At 58.1% G+C, this 16,597-nt stretch carries 16 protein-coding genes; 9 read left to right on the top strand and 7 right to left on the bottom strand.

Features of this window, described 5'->3' with window-relative positions; genetic code table 11:
- Positions 1-123: 123 nt before the first annotated feature.
- Both CKO35_RS01170 and CKO35_RS01165 read right to left on the bottom strand, forming a co-directional pair.
- Positions 124-2,112 carry a BCCT family transporter gene (locus tag CKO35_RS01170; protein ID WP_200171702.1) on the bottom strand — a complete coding sequence of 663 codons (1,989 nt, stop codon included), beginning with the start codon at positions 2,110-2,112 and terminating at the stop codon, positions 124-126.
- A gap of 189 nt (positions 2,113-2,301) precedes the next feature.
- Positions 2,302-3,078, bottom strand: a complete 777-nt coding sequence (locus tag CKO35_RS01165) for an exodeoxyribonuclease III (RefSeq protein ID WP_200171700.1) — start codon at positions 3,076-3,078, stop codon at positions 2,302-2,304.
- A gap of 131 nt (positions 3,079-3,209) precedes the next feature.
- On the opposite strand from CKO35_RS01165, the gene pyrE reads away from it, so the two are divergent.
- Both pyrE and CKO35_RS01155 read left to right on the top strand, forming a co-directional pair.
- Positions 3,210-3,851 (top strand): orotate phosphoribosyltransferase, encoded by a 642-nt coding sequence (pyrE, locus tag CKO35_RS01160; RefSeq protein ID WP_200171698.1) that lies wholly within the window; start codon positions 3,210-3,212, stop codon positions 3,849-3,851.
- A 53-nt stretch (positions 3,852-3,904) separates the two neighbouring features.
- Entirely contained in the window at positions 3,905-4,564 is a 660-nt protein-coding gene (locus CKO35_RS01155) for a DUF4124 domain-containing protein (protein WP_200171696.1), read from the top strand.
- A 7-nt stretch (positions 4,565-4,571) separates the two neighbouring features.
- On the opposite strand, the gene argB is transcribed toward CKO35_RS01155, so the two are convergent.
- From argB to coaBC, 4 genes are all read right to left on the bottom strand, one after another.
- Positions 4,572-5,477 carry an acetylglutamate kinase gene (gene argB / locus CKO35_RS01150; RefSeq protein ID WP_200171694.1) on the bottom strand — a complete coding sequence of 302 codons (906 nt, stop codon included), beginning with the start codon at positions 5,475-5,477 and terminating at the stop codon, positions 4,572-4,574.
- A gap of 268 nt (positions 5,478-5,745) precedes the next feature.
- Positions 5,746-7,131: a phosphomannomutase/phosphoglucomutase gene (locus tag CKO35_RS01145; protein WP_200171692.1), complete on the bottom strand. Its 1,386-nt coding sequence runs from the start codon at positions 7,129-7,131 to the stop codon at positions 5,746-5,748.
- Positions 7,132-7,182: 51 nt separating this feature from the next.
- Positions 7,183-7,638, bottom strand: coding sequence for a dUTP diphosphatase (gene dut / locus CKO35_RS01140; RefSeq protein ID WP_207143371.1), 456 nt, complete (start codon positions 7,636-7,638; stop codon positions 7,183-7,185).
- 143 nt (positions 7,639-7,781) lie between these two features.
- Positions 7,782-8,975 (bottom strand): bifunctional phosphopantothenoylcysteine decarboxylase/phosphopantothenate--cysteine ligase CoaBC, encoded by a 1,194-nt coding sequence (gene coaBC / locus CKO35_RS01135; RefSeq protein WP_200171690.1) that lies wholly within the window; start codon positions 8,973-8,975, stop codon positions 7,782-7,784.
- A gap of 315 nt (positions 8,976-9,290) precedes the next feature.
- On the opposite strand from coaBC, the gene CKO35_RS01130 reads away from it, so the two are divergent.
- The 3 genes from CKO35_RS01130 (at position 9,291) to CKO35_RS01120 (ending at position 10,978) form a co-directional block, all read left to right on the top strand.
- Positions 9,291-9,545 carry a type II toxin-antitoxin system HicA family toxin gene (locus CKO35_RS01130; protein ID WP_200171688.1) on the top strand — a complete coding sequence of 85 codons (255 nt, stop codon included), beginning with the start codon at positions 9,291-9,293 and terminating at the stop codon, positions 9,543-9,545.
- Positions 9,542-9,877: a toxin-antitoxin system HicB family antitoxin gene (locus tag CKO35_RS01125; RefSeq protein WP_200171686.1), complete on the top strand. Its 336-nt coding sequence runs from the start codon at positions 9,542-9,544 to the stop codon at positions 9,875-9,877. The genes CKO35_RS01130 and CKO35_RS01125 overlap by 4 nt, the downstream gene beginning before the upstream one ends.
- 453 nt (positions 9,878-10,330) lie before the next feature.
- Positions 10,331-10,978, top strand: coding sequence for a DUF938 domain-containing protein (locus tag CKO35_RS01120; RefSeq protein ID WP_200171684.1), 648 nt, complete (start codon positions 10,331-10,333; stop codon positions 10,976-10,978).
- 434 nt (positions 10,979-11,412) lie between these two features.
- Here the strand turns inward: CKO35_RS01120 and CKO35_RS01115 are convergent, their stop codons facing one another.
- Positions 11,413-12,357, bottom strand: a complete 945-nt coding sequence (locus tag CKO35_RS01115) for a LysR family transcriptional regulator (RefSeq protein ID WP_200171682.1) — start codon at positions 12,355-12,357, stop codon at positions 11,413-11,415.
- A 249-nt stretch (positions 12,358-12,606) separates the two neighbouring features.
- Here CKO35_RS01115 and CKO35_RS01110 point away from each other — a divergent pair, with 249 nt between their 5' ends.
- The 4 genes from CKO35_RS01110 (at position 12,607) to CKO35_RS01095 (ending at position 16,594) form a co-directional block, all read left to right on the top strand.
- Positions 12,607-13,635: an ABC transporter substrate-binding protein gene (locus tag CKO35_RS01110; RefSeq protein ID WP_200171681.1), complete on the top strand. Its 1,029-nt coding sequence runs from the start codon at positions 12,607-12,609 to the stop codon at positions 13,633-13,635.
- A 140-nt stretch (positions 13,636-13,775) separates the two neighbouring features.
- Positions 13,776-14,804: an ABC transporter substrate-binding protein gene (locus CKO35_RS01105; RefSeq protein ID WP_200171679.1), complete on the top strand. Its 1,029-nt coding sequence runs from the start codon at positions 13,776-13,778 to the stop codon at positions 14,802-14,804.
- A 6-nt stretch (positions 14,805-14,810) separates the two neighbouring features.
- Positions 14,811-15,845 carry a FecCD family ABC transporter permease gene (locus CKO35_RS01100; RefSeq protein WP_200171677.1) on the top strand — a complete coding sequence of 345 codons (1,035 nt, stop codon included), beginning with the start codon at positions 14,811-14,813 and terminating at the stop codon, positions 15,843-15,845.
- A complete protein-coding gene (locus CKO35_RS01095; protein WP_200171675.1) occupies positions 15,842-16,594 on the top strand; it encodes an ABC transporter ATP-binding protein in 753 nt (250 codons plus the stop codon). Before CKO35_RS01100 ends, CKO35_RS01095 begins: the two co-directional genes overlap by 4 nt.
- Positions 16,595-16,597 lie beyond the last annotated feature (3 nt).

Below are 16,597 nucleotides of genomic sequence, written 5' to 3'. Positions count from 1 at the left end.
CTGCAAGGCTACTGTCCTGTCTTCACCCCATAGGGGGCTGGTCGGTGTCAGTGTCTGACGACGGGGAAAAAGAAGGGCCGGGGATCAGACCGATCCACGGCCCTCTACAATCCATTCCAGGGATCAGCGCACGGCACTCAGGAAGTGCATGTGACGCTCATAGTGTTCCAGTACATCATTGATGATGGCGTCCCGACTCCAGCCCATGACGTCATAGTCCTGACCGCCCTCGCTCAGATGCACTTCCGCGTGGAAATACTTGAGCGCCTCGGCACGCTGGCTGCGGGTATCGCGCATCACGAAGGTAGGGGGTTCATAGGCACGGGGCCGCACGGAATAAAAGAAGTCGATCTCCTCGCCATGGCGGACCTCCACCCAGCAGCGGCCATCCTCGCCCACCCCGGTCTGGGCATCCAGGCTCTGCTTACGCAGTTCCTCGGCCACCGCCTCCAGGGCCGGCCTGACCGTTTCCCGGATATAGCGCAGCACCTCGTTGCGCTTGGGCTGATGCACAATGGTCCGCAGACGATGCTGCCAGCTCACCGGGGCATGGGGACCGATGGGGGCCACCCGTGCCTCGCGCAGGCTGATCCGCTTCATGGTGTCGATGCGCAGGGCCCTGAGCAGCCCCCAGCACATGAAGCACATGATGATGGCGAACGGCAGGGCACTGGCGATGGTGGCGGTCTGCAGGGCCGCCAGACCACCGGCAATGAGCAGGGCTGCCGCCACGATGCCCTCGATCACGGCCCAGAAGATGCGTTGCCAGGTGGGGGATTCCTCCTTGCCGCCGGAGGTGAGGATGTCCACCACCAGGGAGCCGGAGTCCGAGGAAGTGACGAAGAAGGTCACCACCAGCAGGGTCGCCACCAGGGCCATGATGGAGGACAGGGGCAGATGTTCGAAGAACTGGAACAGGGCCACCGAGGTATCCGCCGCCACCGCGTCCGACAGCTCGGTGATGCCCTGTACCATGATCATGTGCAGGGCGGTATTGCCGAAGAAGGTCATCCACATGATGGTGAAGCCCACCGGCACCAGCAGCACGCCGAAGGTGAATTCACGGATGGTGCGCCCCCGGGAGACCCGGGCAATGAACATGCCCACGAAGGGCGCCCAGGCGATCCACCAGCCCCAGTAGAACAGGGTCCAGCCGCCGATCCACGAGGTGGGCTCGTAGGCGTACAGATTGAAGGTCATGGAGAACAGGTTGGAGACATAGTTCCCCGTGTTCTGCACCAGGGTCTGCAGCAAGAAGACGGTGGGGCCGGCCACCAGCACGAAGGCCAGCAGGCCCGCGGCCAGGATCATGTTCAGCACCGAGATCCGGCGGATGCCGCCATCCAGACCCAGGCCCACGGACAGGGTGGCGATAGCGGTGATGACCACGATCAGGATGACCTGCACCGAGAGAGTATTGGGAACATCGAACAGGTAATTCAGGCCCGAGTTGATCTGCATGACGCCGAACCCCAGGGAGGTGGCGACGCCGAAGATGGTGCCCAACACGGCAAAGGTATCCACCGTGTGGCCGATGCCTCCGTGGATGCGGTCACCGATCAACGGATACAGGGAAGAGCGGATGGTCAGCGGCAGATCATGCCGGAAGGCGAAGTAGGCCAGGGACAGTGCCACCACGGCATAGATGGCCCAGGCATGAACCCCCCAGTGGAAGAAGGTGATGCGCATGGACTGGCGGGCGGCCTCGACGGTTTCCGGATCGCCCACCGGCGGGGTGACATAGTGCATGACCGGTTCGGCCACGCCGAAAAACATGAGGCCGATACCCATGCCGGCGGAGAACAGCATGGCGAACCAGGAGGTATAGCTGTAATCGGGCTGACTATGGTCCGGGCCCAGCTTGATATTGCCGTAGCTGGACACCGCCACCCCGACCATGAAGACCACGAATCCGGCCACCGCCAGCACATAGAACCAGCCGGCGGACTCGGAGATCCAGCCCTGCACGGCGCTGAAGACGGTGCCGGCCGTCTCGGTGAAGATGGCGGCGAACAGCACGAAGACCAGGGTAAGTACCGCGGAGGTGATGAACACTGGCGGGTTCATCAGGATGCGTGGAGCACGGGCTGGAGACGCACTCTGTTCGGTCATGTAACCTCCCTTCGTGGGCTGGATCGCCGGAATTCAGCGGAAAGCAGACCTTCCGCAGCCTTTTTTTACGCTAACATGAACCTTTGACATAATGCGAACTGGTTAAAAAACAGCCAGCACGACCGGCCCTTTCCTGGATTTCCGCCTGCGCGGGAATGACGGGGCAGAAATGGTCTGCCAGGGATATCCCTATGGGAACGACCAGTCGTAGTCGGTGATGACCGGGGCATGATCCGAGAACCGTTCATCCTTGTAGATGCTCACCCCACGAGCCGTCGCCGCCACGCCCGGCGTGGCAATCTGGTAGTCCAGACGCCACCCCACGTTCTTCGCCCAGGCCTGCCCCCGGTTGGCCCACCAGGTGTACTGCTCAGGGGCCTGATTCAGACGCCGGAAGGTGTCCACCCAACCCACTTCATTAAATAGCACATCCAGCCAGACCCGTTCCTCGGGTAAAAAACCGGAATTCTTCTGGTTGCTGCGCCAGTTGCGCAGGTCAATGGGCTTGTGGGCGATGTTCCAGTCCCCGCACAGAACGTATTCGCGATCATCGGCCTGCTTCCGTCGCAATTGCTCCATGAACGTGTCCATGAAGCGGTACTTGGCCGCCTGGCGCAACTCGCCGGAAGATCCGGAGGGCACATAGACGGACGCAACGCATAAATTACCGAAACGCGCCTCGATATAGCGGCCTTCAGGATCGAACTCCTCGGAATCCATCCCCATGACAACGTCATCGGGTTTGCGCCTGGCATACAGGGCCACCCCGCTGTAACCCTTTTTCCGGGCGTCCAGATAGCAGGTAAAATAGCCGGCGGGATGAAAGGCCTCATCGGTGAGCTGGTGGATCTGCGCCTTGGTCTCCTGGATGCAGACCACATCCGCATCCTGGGCCTTGAGCCATTCATAAAACCCCTTGCGGGCGGCGGCGCGAATGCCGTTGGCATTGAGCGTGATGATTCGCATCAGATATCGAGAGCAGTGATCACGGGTTGTCGGTAAAATCCGTATTACAGCTAAAACCTAACACAATCGTCCGACAGACGGTCTACACACATGCTTGTACCCTCCCAACAGAACTTGTAATTTCTCAATCTATGAACAGCTATCGCACCCAATTCCTGAAATTCTGTATGGAACGAGGCATCCTGCGCTTCGGATCCTTCAAGCTGAAATCCGGTCGTACCAGCCCATATTTTTTCAATGCCGGTCTGTTCAATACCGGTCGCGACCTGGCAAGGCTGGGCGGCTTTTACGCCCGCACCCTGGTGGAATCGGATTCCCGGGTGGACATGCTGTTTGGCCCCGCCTACAAGGGCATTCCCCTGGTGGCGGCCACCGCGGTGGCCCTGGCCCAGGAGCACGACCGTGACTACCCTTACTGTTTCAACCGCAAGGAAGCCAAGGATCATGGCGAGGGCGGCATCCTGGTAGGGGCTCCGCTGTCGGGCCGCGTCATGATCGTGGATGACGTCATCACTGCCGGCACGGCCATCCGTGAATCCGTGGAGATCATCAAGGCCGCCGGCGCTGAACCGGCAGGCGTGCTGATAGCCCTGGATCGCCAGGAGCGAGGACGTGGCGAGCTGTCCGCCATTCAGGAAGTGGAACGGGATTACGGTCTGACCGTTCATGCCATCGCATCCCTGTCCGACCTGATCGCTTATCTGGAAGACCAGCCGGACATGGCTGAGCACCGAGTTGCAATGGAAAACTATCGCCGGGAATTCGGCATCTGATAACGTGAGGCGGCTCACGTGCGACGGCACCTCACCGCCAACGGGAGCCAAGCATGCCCAGATCACCATCAATCGCAATCACTGGCCTGGCGCTGGGGTGGTTCACGATCGCAGCATTGGATGGCACTGCTTCCGGACAGGTGTATCGCTGGGTGGATGAGTCAGGCCAGACACACATGAGTGACTCCCCGCCCCCGAACACCACCCGCTATGACCGGGAAGTCCTGGATCACAGAGGCTTGGTCATCCGACGCCTGGAGCGTGCCCGGACGCCGGAGGAGCTGGCCGCCGAACAGGCGGAAAGGGAACGGCTGGAGGCGCTGGAGCAGGAACGGGCGGCCCAGGAGCGAACCGACCGCATACTGCTGCAATCCTTCGGCTCCGAACGGGAATTGCTGCACGCGCGTGATGACAGGCTTGCCCTCATTGATGCCAACATGAACATCACCCGGGACAAGCTCGCCAGTCTGCGGGCCCAACTGGAGCAGATCCGGCGACGGATCGCCGATCTGGAGGCATCCGACCGCCCGGTACAGGATGGACTCAGGGAGCAGGCGAAATCACTCAAGCGTCAGATCCTGGCCCAGGAGGCCTATCTGGAAGATCGGGAGCAGGAGCGGGACGCGGTGCTTGGGCAATTTACCCAGTATCTGGAGCGGTTCCGGGAGCTGCGTCGACAGCAACTGGAGCAGAGGCAGTCCCTGCGCCAGTAACGCTCGTTCAGCCCCGGATCAGGGTGCCGACCCCCTTGTCCGTGAGCAATTCCAGCATCACCGCGTGGGGCACGCGCCCATCAATGATATGGGCGGTCTTGACGCCGGATTTCACCGCGTCCAGGGCACACTGGATCTTGGGGATCATGCCGCCGTGGATCACCCCGGTGGCAATCAGGTCATCCACCTGACGGGCCGTCAGGCCGGTGAGCAGGTTGCCCTCCCCATCCAGGACGCCGGTGGTGTTGGTGAGCAGGATCAGCTTCTCCGCCCCCAGCACCGTGGCCATCTTGCCGGCCACCAGGTCGGCATTGATGTTGTAGGCCGCGCCGTCCTCGCCCACGCCCACGGGCGCGATCACCGGGATGAAGGCCCCCGAGTCCAGCATGTGCACCACGGCGGGATCAATGGAAGCCACCTCGCCCACGTGGCCCAGGTCGATGATCTCGGAGGCTTCCGGGTCGTCGCCGACCCGGCGATGGCTCAGGCGCCGGGCCCGGATCAGACCACCGTCCTTGCCCGTCAGCCCCACCGCGCGACCGCCGAACTGGTTGATGAGATTGACGATCTCCTTGTTGACCAGACCGCCCAGCACCATCTGCACCACGTCCATGGTTTCCCGGTCCGTCACCCGCAGACCGTCCACGAATCGGGATTCCTTGCCCAGCTGACTGAGCATTCTGCCGATCTGGGGGCCACCGCCGTGGACCACCACGGGATTCAGGCCCACCTGCTTGAGCAGAACGATGTCCCGGGCAAAGCCGCGCTTGAGCTCTTCGTCCACCATGGCGTTGCCGCCGTATTTGATGACCAGTGTCTTGCCGGAAAAGCGCTGGATATAGGGCAGCGCCTCGGTCAGGACCCGGGCGATGGTCTGGGGACTGGTGTGGTCCATGGCGGTGTGTTCGGACATTCGGGGAGTCTCCGGTTTCAGACCGGGCTGGTGTTGAAGAAATTCTGAAATGATCCCTTGCCGTCATTCCCGCGCAGGCGGGAGTTCAGGGTTTTCAATATGCTACTGGATTCCCGCCTGCGCGGGAATGACGGCCATGAGATCACCCGGGTGGTACCGGCCTTATGGATCCCCCGCCTGCGCGGGCATGACCTGTTCAGAGGGCTCGTCGTGCAGGCAAGGCACTCTTGCGGGCTTAAAGCACACCCTTGGCAGAGCGGCAAGGGGATCAGAAAGGCAGTTCCAGTTCCGGGTCCACCGCCAGCAGACGCTCACGGAACAGGGCCTGGATCCGTGCCAAGGCCTCGGGGCTGCTCCCCTCGAAGCGCAGCGTCAGGCAGGGGGTGGTGTTGGAAGCCCTTACCAGGCCCCAGCCATCATCAAAATCCGCCCGCAGACCATCGATGCGATTCACCCTGGCACCTTCGGGATCCGGCTCGGACAGGAAACGTGCCATGAAGGCGCCGTGCCCTTCTTCCCCACCCGGCGCCACCAGCAATTCCGGCGTGCAGCAAGCCCGGGGCAAGTCGTCGAATACCCTGGCCGGCGACCGGGGATCCCGGGCCAGGGACTCCAGCAACCTCGCCCCGGCGTAGATCGCGTCATCCACCCCAAGCCAGCGATCCCGAAAAAAGACATGGCCGCTCATCTCGCCCGCCAGCAGGGCACCGGTCTCTTCCATGCGCGCCTTGAGCAGGGAGTGGCCGGTACGCCACATGTCGGGCACACCACCCAATTCCCGCACCCGCTCGGCCAGGTGGTGAGAACATTTCACATCGAACACCACCGTGCTGCCGGGGTGATGGGCCAGCACGTCGGCGGCAAAGCACATCATCAGGCGGTCCGGCCACTGGATGCGCCCCCGGCCGTCGACGACACCCAGCCGATCCCCGTCACCGTCGAAGGCCAGCCCCAGATCCAGCCCACCGGACTCCACGGCCCGCCGCAGGTCTTCCAGGTTCTCAGGACGTGATGGATCGGGATGATGATGGGGAAAATGTCCATCCACCTCGCAGTAAAGCGGCACCACCTCGCAGCCCAGACGCCGAAACACCTCCGGCGCCACCACGGCGGCAGCCCCGTTGCCGCAATCCACCGCCACCCGCAGGGGGCGATCCAGGCGAATGTCGGCACAGAGTTCGTCCAGGTAACGACCGCAGACCTCCGCAGTCTCCAGGGTACCCCCGGGGGCGCCGGGGAGGCGTCCCTCGTCAATGCGGCGACGCAGACGCTGCACCGTTTCCTGGTGCAGGGTGCGCCCCGCCAGCATGAGCTTGAAGCCGTTATAGGACGGGGGATTGTGACTGCCGGTGACCATGATGCCGTTGCCGCCAGCCTCCCTGAGCGCGGCGTAATAGGTCACCGGCGTGGGCAGGCAGCCCAGCCGGATCACCCGCAGCCCCGCTGCCAGCAGCCCTTCGATCAGGGCGGATTCCAGTTCGGGGCTCGACAACCGGCCGTCACGGCCGACCGCTACCCGGGCCACCTCCAGCTCGCGGGCCTCGGCACCGTAGGCACGGCCAATGGCCCGGGCGGTATCCGGATTGAGGCGTTCACCTACCACGCCGCGGATGTCATAGGCCCGGAAGATGGCCGGGTCAACCTGCACGCTCATGTTCCTCGACCTCCACCGGTGCCATCACTCGTTGATCCTGCCCTTGTCCCGCTAACCCCTGCCCGAAGACCCGAACCCGCCGGTGCCCCGGTGAGTCGCCTCGAAATCATCAACCACCTGGAAACGGGCCTGCACCACCGGCACCACCACCAACTGGGCAATACGCTCGCCGGGCTGAACGACGAACGGCTCCGCCCCACGGTTCCAGCAGGAGACCATGAGCGGCCCCTGATAGTCGGAGTCGATGAGGCCGACGAGATTCCCCAGAACGATGCCGTGTTTATGGCCCAGCCCGGACCGGGGCAGGATCATGGCCGCCAGACCAGGGTCCGCCAGGTGCATGGCGATGCCGGTGGGAATGAGATGGGTCTCCCCGGGCTGCAGGGTCAGGGGCGCGTCCAGGCAGGCCCTCAGGTCCATGCCGGCGGAACCCGGCGTGGCCGGTTCCGGCGGGGGGAAATCCGTGCCGACACGGGGGTCAAGAATCTTGATCTGGATGGCATGCATGATGTTGATGATCGATTGTCGGATGGAAACAGGAATTGGAAGGGAGACAGCACGCACGGGCGGCTCGCGACCGCGGCAGCCGACCTGCCGACGAACCGCGGCGCCGGGCAACACTTCGCGGCCAGGGGCCGCTCCCACACGGGTCAGCCGTCCCCATGATGTCGGGCAATCAGCGCCACCAGCTCACGAGCCAGTTGCGACTTGGACTGCTGCGGCAGGGACAGGGAGCCGTCCCGCCAGAACACCGTCAGGGCATTGTCCGCCACATCAAACCCGCGCCCACCGGAAACATCATTGGCGGCGATCATGTCCAGCCCCTTGGCTTCGAGCTTGCCCCGGGCATAGGTTTCCAGATCATCGGTTTCCGCCGCGAATCCCACCGTGAACGGACCGTCCGGCAAGGCCGCTACCGCCGCCAGGATATCCGGGTTCTTCACCAGGGTCAGATGCAGTTCATCTGCCTGCTTCTTGATCTTGCGCTCCGCCGGCTGGGCCATGCGGTAATCCGCCACCGCTGCCGTGGCAATGAACAGATCCGTCCCGGCGGCCCTGGCCATGACGGCCTCGTACATCTGCAGGGCCGTTTCCACATCCACACGGGTCACACCGCGAGGGGTATCCAGGTGTACCGGGCCACTCACCAGACAAACCTGCGCCCCGGCCTCGGCCGCCGCCGCCGCCACCGCAAACCCCATGCGCCCGGAGCTTCGGTTAGTGAGATAACGCACCGGGTCCAGAGGCTCCCGGGTGGGACCGGCGGTGACCATCACCCGTACCCCTGCCAGCGCACCGCTGGCAAACAGGCCTTCCACCGCCGTGACGATCTGCCCCGGGTCCAGCATGCGCCCCTCCCCCACCTCGCCGCAGGCCTGATAACCGGCACCGGGGCCGAACAGACGGACACCCCGCTCCAGCAGGGTGCGCACGTTGGCCTGAGTCGCGGCGTTGGCCCACATGACCCGGTTCATGGCCGGGGCCAGGCAGACGGGGGCCTCGGCGGCCAGACAGAGGGTGGTCAACAGGTCATCGGCCATGCCCTGGGCCAGTCGGGCCATGACATTGGCGGTGGCCGGGGCAATGAGCACGGCATCGGCCCAGCGGGCCAGGCTGATGTGATCCATGCCCGCCTCGGCCTCGGCGTCGAACAGGACCGTGCGCACGGGATGGCCGGAAAGGGCCTGGAAGGTGAGCGGGGCCACGAACTCGGTGGCGTGGGGGGTCATCACCACCCGGACCTCGGCACCGGCATCCATCAGCCGCCGGGTGAGCTCGCAGGCCTTGTAAGCGGCAATGCCGCCGGAAACGCCCAGAAGGATATGTTTGCCTGTCAGTGACATGGGAAGAGTCTACGGAAAAACCGGAGAATCCAGAAGCATTTTGCCGTGCTCTGGTGGCATGGCTTTGCATCCCAGCGTGGGTTGCCCTGCACTGTGCCAGCGTTGCTGGTGTTTGTTTCCAAGAGATCGCGCGACAATACGGGTACCGGGCGAAACATCTCCCAGTCCACCACCCGATTCAGCTTCGGCAGCGTCACGGCGGAGGCCTGCCTGTCTCATGACCGGGTAGAGCGTATTTTTCGAGCCCCCTTCAGAGGGTGTTTACAAAAAATCAATGCTCTGGTTCGCGGTACTAATATTCAGTACCATTAGAGCATGAAGCGAAAGCATGCCAAGACGCTGGCCGCCATCTTCAGTCGACCCACGCCTGGATCGCTCCCTTGGAGCGACATTGAATCGCTGTTCAGGGCGCTGGGTGCTGACATCCAGGAACGGGAGGGCTCGCGTATCGCCGTCGTGCTGTTTGGCGAGGTGCGAGTGTTCCATCGCCCCCATCCCTCACCGGATACCGACAAGGGTGCGGTGGCCAGCATCCGCAAGTGGTTGGAAGAAAACGGAGAGACCCCGTGAACAACATCATGATCATCGACGGCTATCGTGCCGTCATCCAGTACGACCCGGATATCGAGATGTTCCGCGGCGAGTTCACCGGCCTGAACGGCGGCGCAGACTTCTACGCCGACAGCGTGGCCAAGCTGCGCGAGGAAGGCCTGGTGTCGCTGCGGGTCTTTCTCGAGGAGTGCCGGGAGCGAGGCATCAAGCCGACCAAGTCCTATTCCGGCAAGTTCCAGGTGCGCCTGCCTGAGGAACTGCACAAAAAAGCCGTCAACGCCGCCATGGCCAAGGGGCAGAGCCTCAACCAGTTCGTGGCCACGGCTATTGAGCACGAGCTGTCGGCATAACGCTCCCTCGGACTGCCACGCATCAGAGGCTTGGGTCTGGCTGACACAAGCACGCATGCTGTTGCGGCGCCTCACACATTAGATTTTTTGTAAACACCCTCTCAATCAGGGTTGATGAGAAAATGACCCGGCTGCGAATGTTTCCACCGATGGATAGCATTAGCTTCTGACGAACGAATAGCCGGCGGCACGGATCATCCCCCCGCCATGCCCTTTCGGCTGGACGAGTCGTAAACCAGCGGGCCCGAATTGGCACTCCTGTATCCGGTGGGGGGCGGATGCTGCAAAACCATCATCGTTTCGTTCAGGCCCAGATCATCGTCCAAGCGTTACTGGCCAGGACTCATACCGAGTCAAGTTGACAGACACATGGCAAACGTCGGCCAGGATTTTGCCTCCTGCCCCGATTGATGCCTACAGTAGGGCACCCCCCTTGCCACGGAGCGCGACCTGATGCCCCCCGACACCCGCCTGGATTCTGCCTCCTACCACGAAAACATCACGCCCATTCTGACGGTACTGCGGGAGGCCTTCCGGGACCTGGAAGGTCGCGCCCTGGAAGTGGGTAGCGGGACCGGTCAGCATGTGGTTGACTTTGCCCGTGAATTCCCCGGGATCACTTGGTGGCCCACCGATGTTGACCCGCATCACCTGAAGAGCATCGAGGCCTGGCGGCAGTATGTCTCCCTGCCCAACCTGAATGCACCGGTGCGGCTGGATGCGAGTCAGACTGACTGGGAGCTGGGACAATCCGATCGGCCACCCAGCGATGGCTTTACAGCCATGGTTTGCATCAACGTGGCGCACATCTCCCCATGGGCCACCACGGCGGGCCTGCTCAAGAATGCCGGCAAATATTTGATGCCGGGTGGCCTGCTCTACCTCTACGGCCCCTACTCCCGCGATGGGAGACATACCGCGCCCAGCAACCAGCGGTTTGACCAGTATCTCCGGGCCCAGAACCCGGCCTGGGGGGTGCGGGACATCGCCAGCATCGAAACTGCGGGGCGGGAACATGGGCTTTCCCTGCAATCCGTGATCGACATGCCGGTGAACAATTTCTCCATCATCCTGGAACGGGTGTCTGACGGAGGACCGTAAAATCCATCTTTCGGCTTTATCGCAAGAGCCGGGATCAGGGCGCGCAGTTCTGCTACCAGAGCCACACCCTGATGGAGAACTGCAACGGCCTGATCATGGATCACGAACTGCCCCCAGTCAGCGGCGTGAGAAGACGCACGGCTGCGGTGGACATGGTCACAACGTAGCGTGGCCAAAATCGATCATCTGTGGCTGCTTACCTGCGCAGCCTACAACCTGGCCCGAAAACAACCTCCAAGCGACCCATTTCGCACCCCGATCAAGCGAAATGACGCCGGGCCGCTGATCCTTTCACCTGCATGAAACGACCCGTTGTCATGAGAATTTCAACGGCCTGTTAGGTGGCCGCCCCCACTTGATCATGGTTCTGGTTCCTGCACCGTGATCAATACTCCAAATGATAATTCATTTTTTAAATACTCTCTTGATGGCATTTACATCTCCACTCGCGGAAAAACCTGATAGTAAACTTCGTTCATGCATTCTAAATAGGATCTAATAAGATATGAATTATGCAAGCCCTGGTCATGACAAAAACAATAGGAAACGGGAGTTTGTGGAAAAAAGGGCTTGATGCAGAGAGATGTTTTACGCCAGTAGGCTGATGCCGGATGAACCATCCCCACACCAAAGCCAGATTCGACCAGATTGATGACCAGAGAAGCTGTTGTGGCATCTATGGTCAGCTTTGGGTTGCAACCAAATTGATCAAATAGCTTGCTTTGTACTGCACTACTCAGGTCATTCGGATTGTAGTCTATAAATTCTATCTGATGCAGATCCTGCGCATGAATCATCTCTCTGTCCGCCAGCTGGTGGTCTTGAGGAAGAATACACACCAATGATGACTTCAGCACCGGCTCTGAAACAAAGTCAGGATGATTGATCGGTGTTGAAACAATACCGACATCCAGCTTTCTACTGATCAAAAGATCTTTGATCATGGCGCTATTACCAACAATTAGTGAAAGATGGATGTTTGGATGTTTTTCACGAAAAACCTTGCACACTTCAGCTGAGTACTGGCTTGCCAGAGCCGGCAGAAGCCCTATGGAAAAAATCCTTGGGCAATCGTCTTTTAATAATTTTATTTCTCGGCCCAACTGGGAAAGCTCGGTAAAAATACGATCACTGTGCTCGTAGAGCTTCAACGCGGCTGAAGTCGGCTGCAGACGACCTGAACGCCGTTCAAACAAGGCTAAGCCTGTGTCCTCCTCCAGGGCTGATATCAGCTTGCTGACAGCTGACTGGGTTACAAACAGATAGTTGGCAGCCCTGCTGACCGAACCATGTTTGATGACCGCCCGGAAGGCTTCTATCTGACGGATATTAAATATATCGCACATCTTTTCTCTGCTGACCTTGGTCGGTTTGTTCATTACTGCCTGACTACATTCCATAAAGGAATACTTATTTGATAAAAAATTTATTGATAATCATTATCACAAAGAGCGATGCTATTGTATTTGTTGGATTTTTAGCGTATCCGACACCTCTTTCCGGTAAAAAGCATTCCCTAAAGGAATACTGACCTGATGATAAATCAATTGATAATCATTAGCAAGTAAGAGAATAATGCTGCCTCGCTGGAGCTTTATACGAATACATATCCATTCATGGAGGTATACATGGCCGTTATTTTTTCTCAGCCACTTTCACGATTTTTTCTGATTGCGGGCATCCTGACAGGAGTTCCCAGCCTGGTAATGGGGCAGTCTCTGCCAGAGGCGCTGGATAATTGCGGACATCAACTCAAGTTATCTTCACCTCCTGAGCGTGTGATCACTGTGGGACAGGCAACCACGGAAATGCTCTACAGCCTGGGTTTACATGATCGTGTTGTGGGTACTTCCAACTGGTTTACGGATGTTGCGGAAGAGTTTCGTCAGGTCAATGCCGGTATCGAACGTATAGCTGATAACTTCCCCAGCTTTGAAAGTCTGGTATCCAGAAGACCGGACCTGGTCACAACCGACTTTCTTTTCAGTATTGGTCCGCAGGGAGTGGTAGGCACACGTGAACAGTTTCACTCGCTGGGAATAAACACCTATGTGCTAGCGTCCCAGTGCCTGAATCAGGATTCCAGCCGAGGTGTGGACGGTGTGCGCACAACAATGTTCACGCTGGACAATCTCTACCAGAGCATCAGGGATCTATCGACTCTGTTTGATGTGAAACCAAAGGGAGAAGAGTTGATCAACCAGATCCGCGAGCGTGAGGCTGCTGCCATAGCCAAAGTCGAAAAACTGAATGTGGATGGCTTATCAGCGGTGTTCTGGTATTCAAGTGCAACACTGGAAATGGACCCATGGGTAGCTGGCGGTCTGGCCGTGCCCGGCTGGATGATGTCAACCCTGGGCATACGCAATATTGTCGAATCCAATGAGGTCTGGCCCTACGTTAGCTGGGAATCCATTGCCCGAGCCAACCCCGACATCATTGTTATTGCCGAGATGAGTCGTCGTCGTTTTGAGGCTGATGATTATGAGAAAAAAATCGAATTCCTGCGTACAGACCCCGTCACACGCCACATGGATGCCGTTATTAATGATCGTATTGTGGTCATGGATGCCCATGCGATGGAAGTGACATTGCGCTCAATAGAAGGGCTGGAAAAGCTGGGTGATGCCATCACAATGTTCAGCAAGGCCAGATAACCGAAATATTAACCCGGCAATCATTTATATCTGTATCACATGCTGTAAGTTGATGATTTTTTAAAGATTAAAAACGAAGTAAAGTAATTTTTTTGATTGCCGGGTTAATAGCACTTTGTACTGCGTTAAAGAGGTTTGGTATGTCTGGTTTAATTAAACCTGTTTCCAGCTTCATGTTGCTGGCCTGGGTTCTGGCAGGTGGCGCAACAACGGCCTTTAGTCACCAGCAAAATTTTCCACTAACGGTAGAAAACTGCGGCCAGAATATCAGGGTGAATCTTCCACCTCAGCGTGTTGTGACCATTGGTCAGGCATCCACTGAACTGCTTTATCACCTCGGTTTGCATGATCGTGTTGTGGGTACTTCCAACTGGTTCACTGATGTTAGTGAAGAGTTTGACCAAGTGAATTCAAGGATTGAGCGTCTGGCAGATAATTTTCCAAGCTTTGAGCGTGTTGTCAGCAAAAGACCAGACCTGGTGACAGCAGACTTTATGTTCGCTGTGGGTCCGCAAGGAGTTGTTGGCAAGCGAGAGCAGTTTCACTCTCTTGGTGTAAATACTTACGTGATGGACTCCGAGTGTCCGGAACTGAGGACTGATGGGGCTTCGTCTGGCCCTGTTGTTTTCAGCCTGGACAAGCTATTTCAGAGTATTCGCAATCTTTCCAGGATTTTTGATGTTCAGCACAGAGGTGAAGCGCTGATCAGCGAGATAAAGAATCGTGAATCGGCGGTAATCCTGCAATCAAGCCAGCAGGGTTATGAAAAACTGTCGGCAGTGTTCTGGTTTTCCAGCGCCGATATTCAAATGGACCCCTGGGTTGCAGGCAGCACCGGGGTTCCGGCCTGGATGCTTGCAAGCCTTGGCATCCGAAATGTCATTGACGCAAAGGAAGAATGGCCTTCCGTTGGCTGGGAAAGCATTGCCAGAGCCAACCCGGATATCCTTGTCATTGCTGAAATGACGCGTCGCCGCTTTGATGGTGATGATTATCGAAAAAAACTGGAATTCCTGCGCACAGATTCAGTGACTCGCCATATGGATGCGGTACTGAATGATCGAATTGTGATCATGGATGCCCAAGCGATGCGCGCCACTCTACGTTCAATAGATGGACTGGAAAAGCTCAGTGCGGCTTTAAAAGATATGGACTTTGCAAGGGAATAGCCGCAGATGACTACACTTATTCTTAATAAATCGACAAGCTTATTTATCCGGTCGATAAAAGGCTTTTTGGTTTCTGCCAGTATCTTGCTGCCAACAATCATCCTTGCTGTCATGATTGGTGAAAGCGCAATCAGCCTGGAAACAGTCTACAAAACCTTCTCCAACAAGCTGCTCGGCACAACCTACCTTGTAGATCTGATTGATGCCGGCATTCTCTGGGAATACCGATTGAGCCGCGCAGTGATTGCCTGTTGTTGTGGTGCTGCTTTGGCTGTCAGCGGTGTCATTCTGCAATCCCTACTGAGAAATGTGCTGGTTGATCCGTATATCCTAGGCATTTCTGCCGGTGCTTCTGCTGGTGCGGTTGCTGTTGCGATTGTTGGCATTGGCGCAGGAATCCTGTCCATGTCTGCCGGGGCTTTTCTGGGCGCACTTTTGTCTTTTGGTCTGGTGCTGGCGCTCTCTCGTGTTACCGGGCAAATCATTCTCGCCGGGATTGCCGGTGCACAGTTATTTCATGCCTTGTCAGCCCTGATGATCACCAAATCTGCAAATGCTGAAGCAGCACGAGGCATCATGTTCTGGCTGCTGGGAAATCTCAGTGGAGTGCGCTGGGATGATGCCTGGCTTGCGATACCTGTTGCAGTCATTGGTATGACGGTTGCCTTGTACTATGCAAGGGCTCTGGATGCCTTCACTTTTGGTGCCGAGTCTGCGGCCTCCTTAGGTATTCCTGTGGCGCGGGTTCGCTTGATCCTGATCCTTGTGACGGCGTCAATGACTGCCGTAATGGTATCAATGGTTGGCTCCATTGGCTTTGTGGGGTTGGTGATACCTCATGCTGCCCGCTTTCTTGTGGGTGTGCGTCACTCGATTTTACTTCCTGTCTCGGCCCTGATGGGAGCCGTTTTTCTGGTGATGTCCGATATCCTGTCGCGCATTGTGGTATCGGGACAGGTCTTGCCCATTGGTGTTGTCACTGCGTTGATTGGTGCTCCAGCCTTTGCCCTGATTCTTATTCGGGGAGCCAGAAACAGATGATTTCTGTACAAAATGTCAGTTATCGGCTACGTGGCAAGACTCTGGTCAACCCTCTGTCTTTTGAGGTGAAGAAAGGAGAAATGCTGGGGTTGATTGGCCCCAATGGTTCCGGCAAATCATCACTGCTGCGATTGCTGGCAGGCATTACCCGGCCAAGCACCGGGCAGGTATTGCTGAAAGGACAGGCGATGACTGACCTGCCCCGCGAAAGTATTGCTCGCCAATTAGCATTTGTCACTCAGCAAGCAGAAACTCACGAGCGCATTAGGGTAAGGGATGCCGTTGAACTGGGTCGCACCCCCTGGCTTTCGCTGCTTAATCCCTGGTCGGATCAGGATCAGCACGTTGTTGATCTGGTCATGCATCAGCTCAGTATTCAGCATCTGGGTGATCGTATCTGGCAGACCCTTTCAGGGGGAGAGCAACAACGCGTACATCTAGCTCGTGCGTTGGCGCAGCAACCTGAAATCCTGCTGCTTGATGAGCCGACCAATCACCTCGACATTCAAAATCAGTTGGCTATTTTGCAGTTGGTGGAAGCGCTGAACACCACAATTGTGGTTGCACTTCATGACCTGAATCAGGCCGCTCGTTGTGATCGACTAGCCATCATGAAATCCAGCCATTTGATTGCCATAGGTAAGCCGGATGAAGTCCTGACCCCCGATATCATTTGGCAGGTATTTGGCGTCAAAACCAAGATGATCCACGACACAGAATTACAACGCCCCTTGCTTCACTTTTTCTGACCC

Source organism: Ectothiorhodospira shaposhnikovii, assembly GCF_016584105.1.
Classification (GTDB): domain Bacteria; phylum Pseudomonadota; class Gammaproteobacteria; order Ectothiorhodospirales; family Ectothiorhodospiraceae; genus Ectothiorhodospira; species Ectothiorhodospira shaposhnikovii.
Note: the sequence above shows the minus strand (reverse complement) of the source record. Positions and strands in the feature narration are given on the sequence as shown.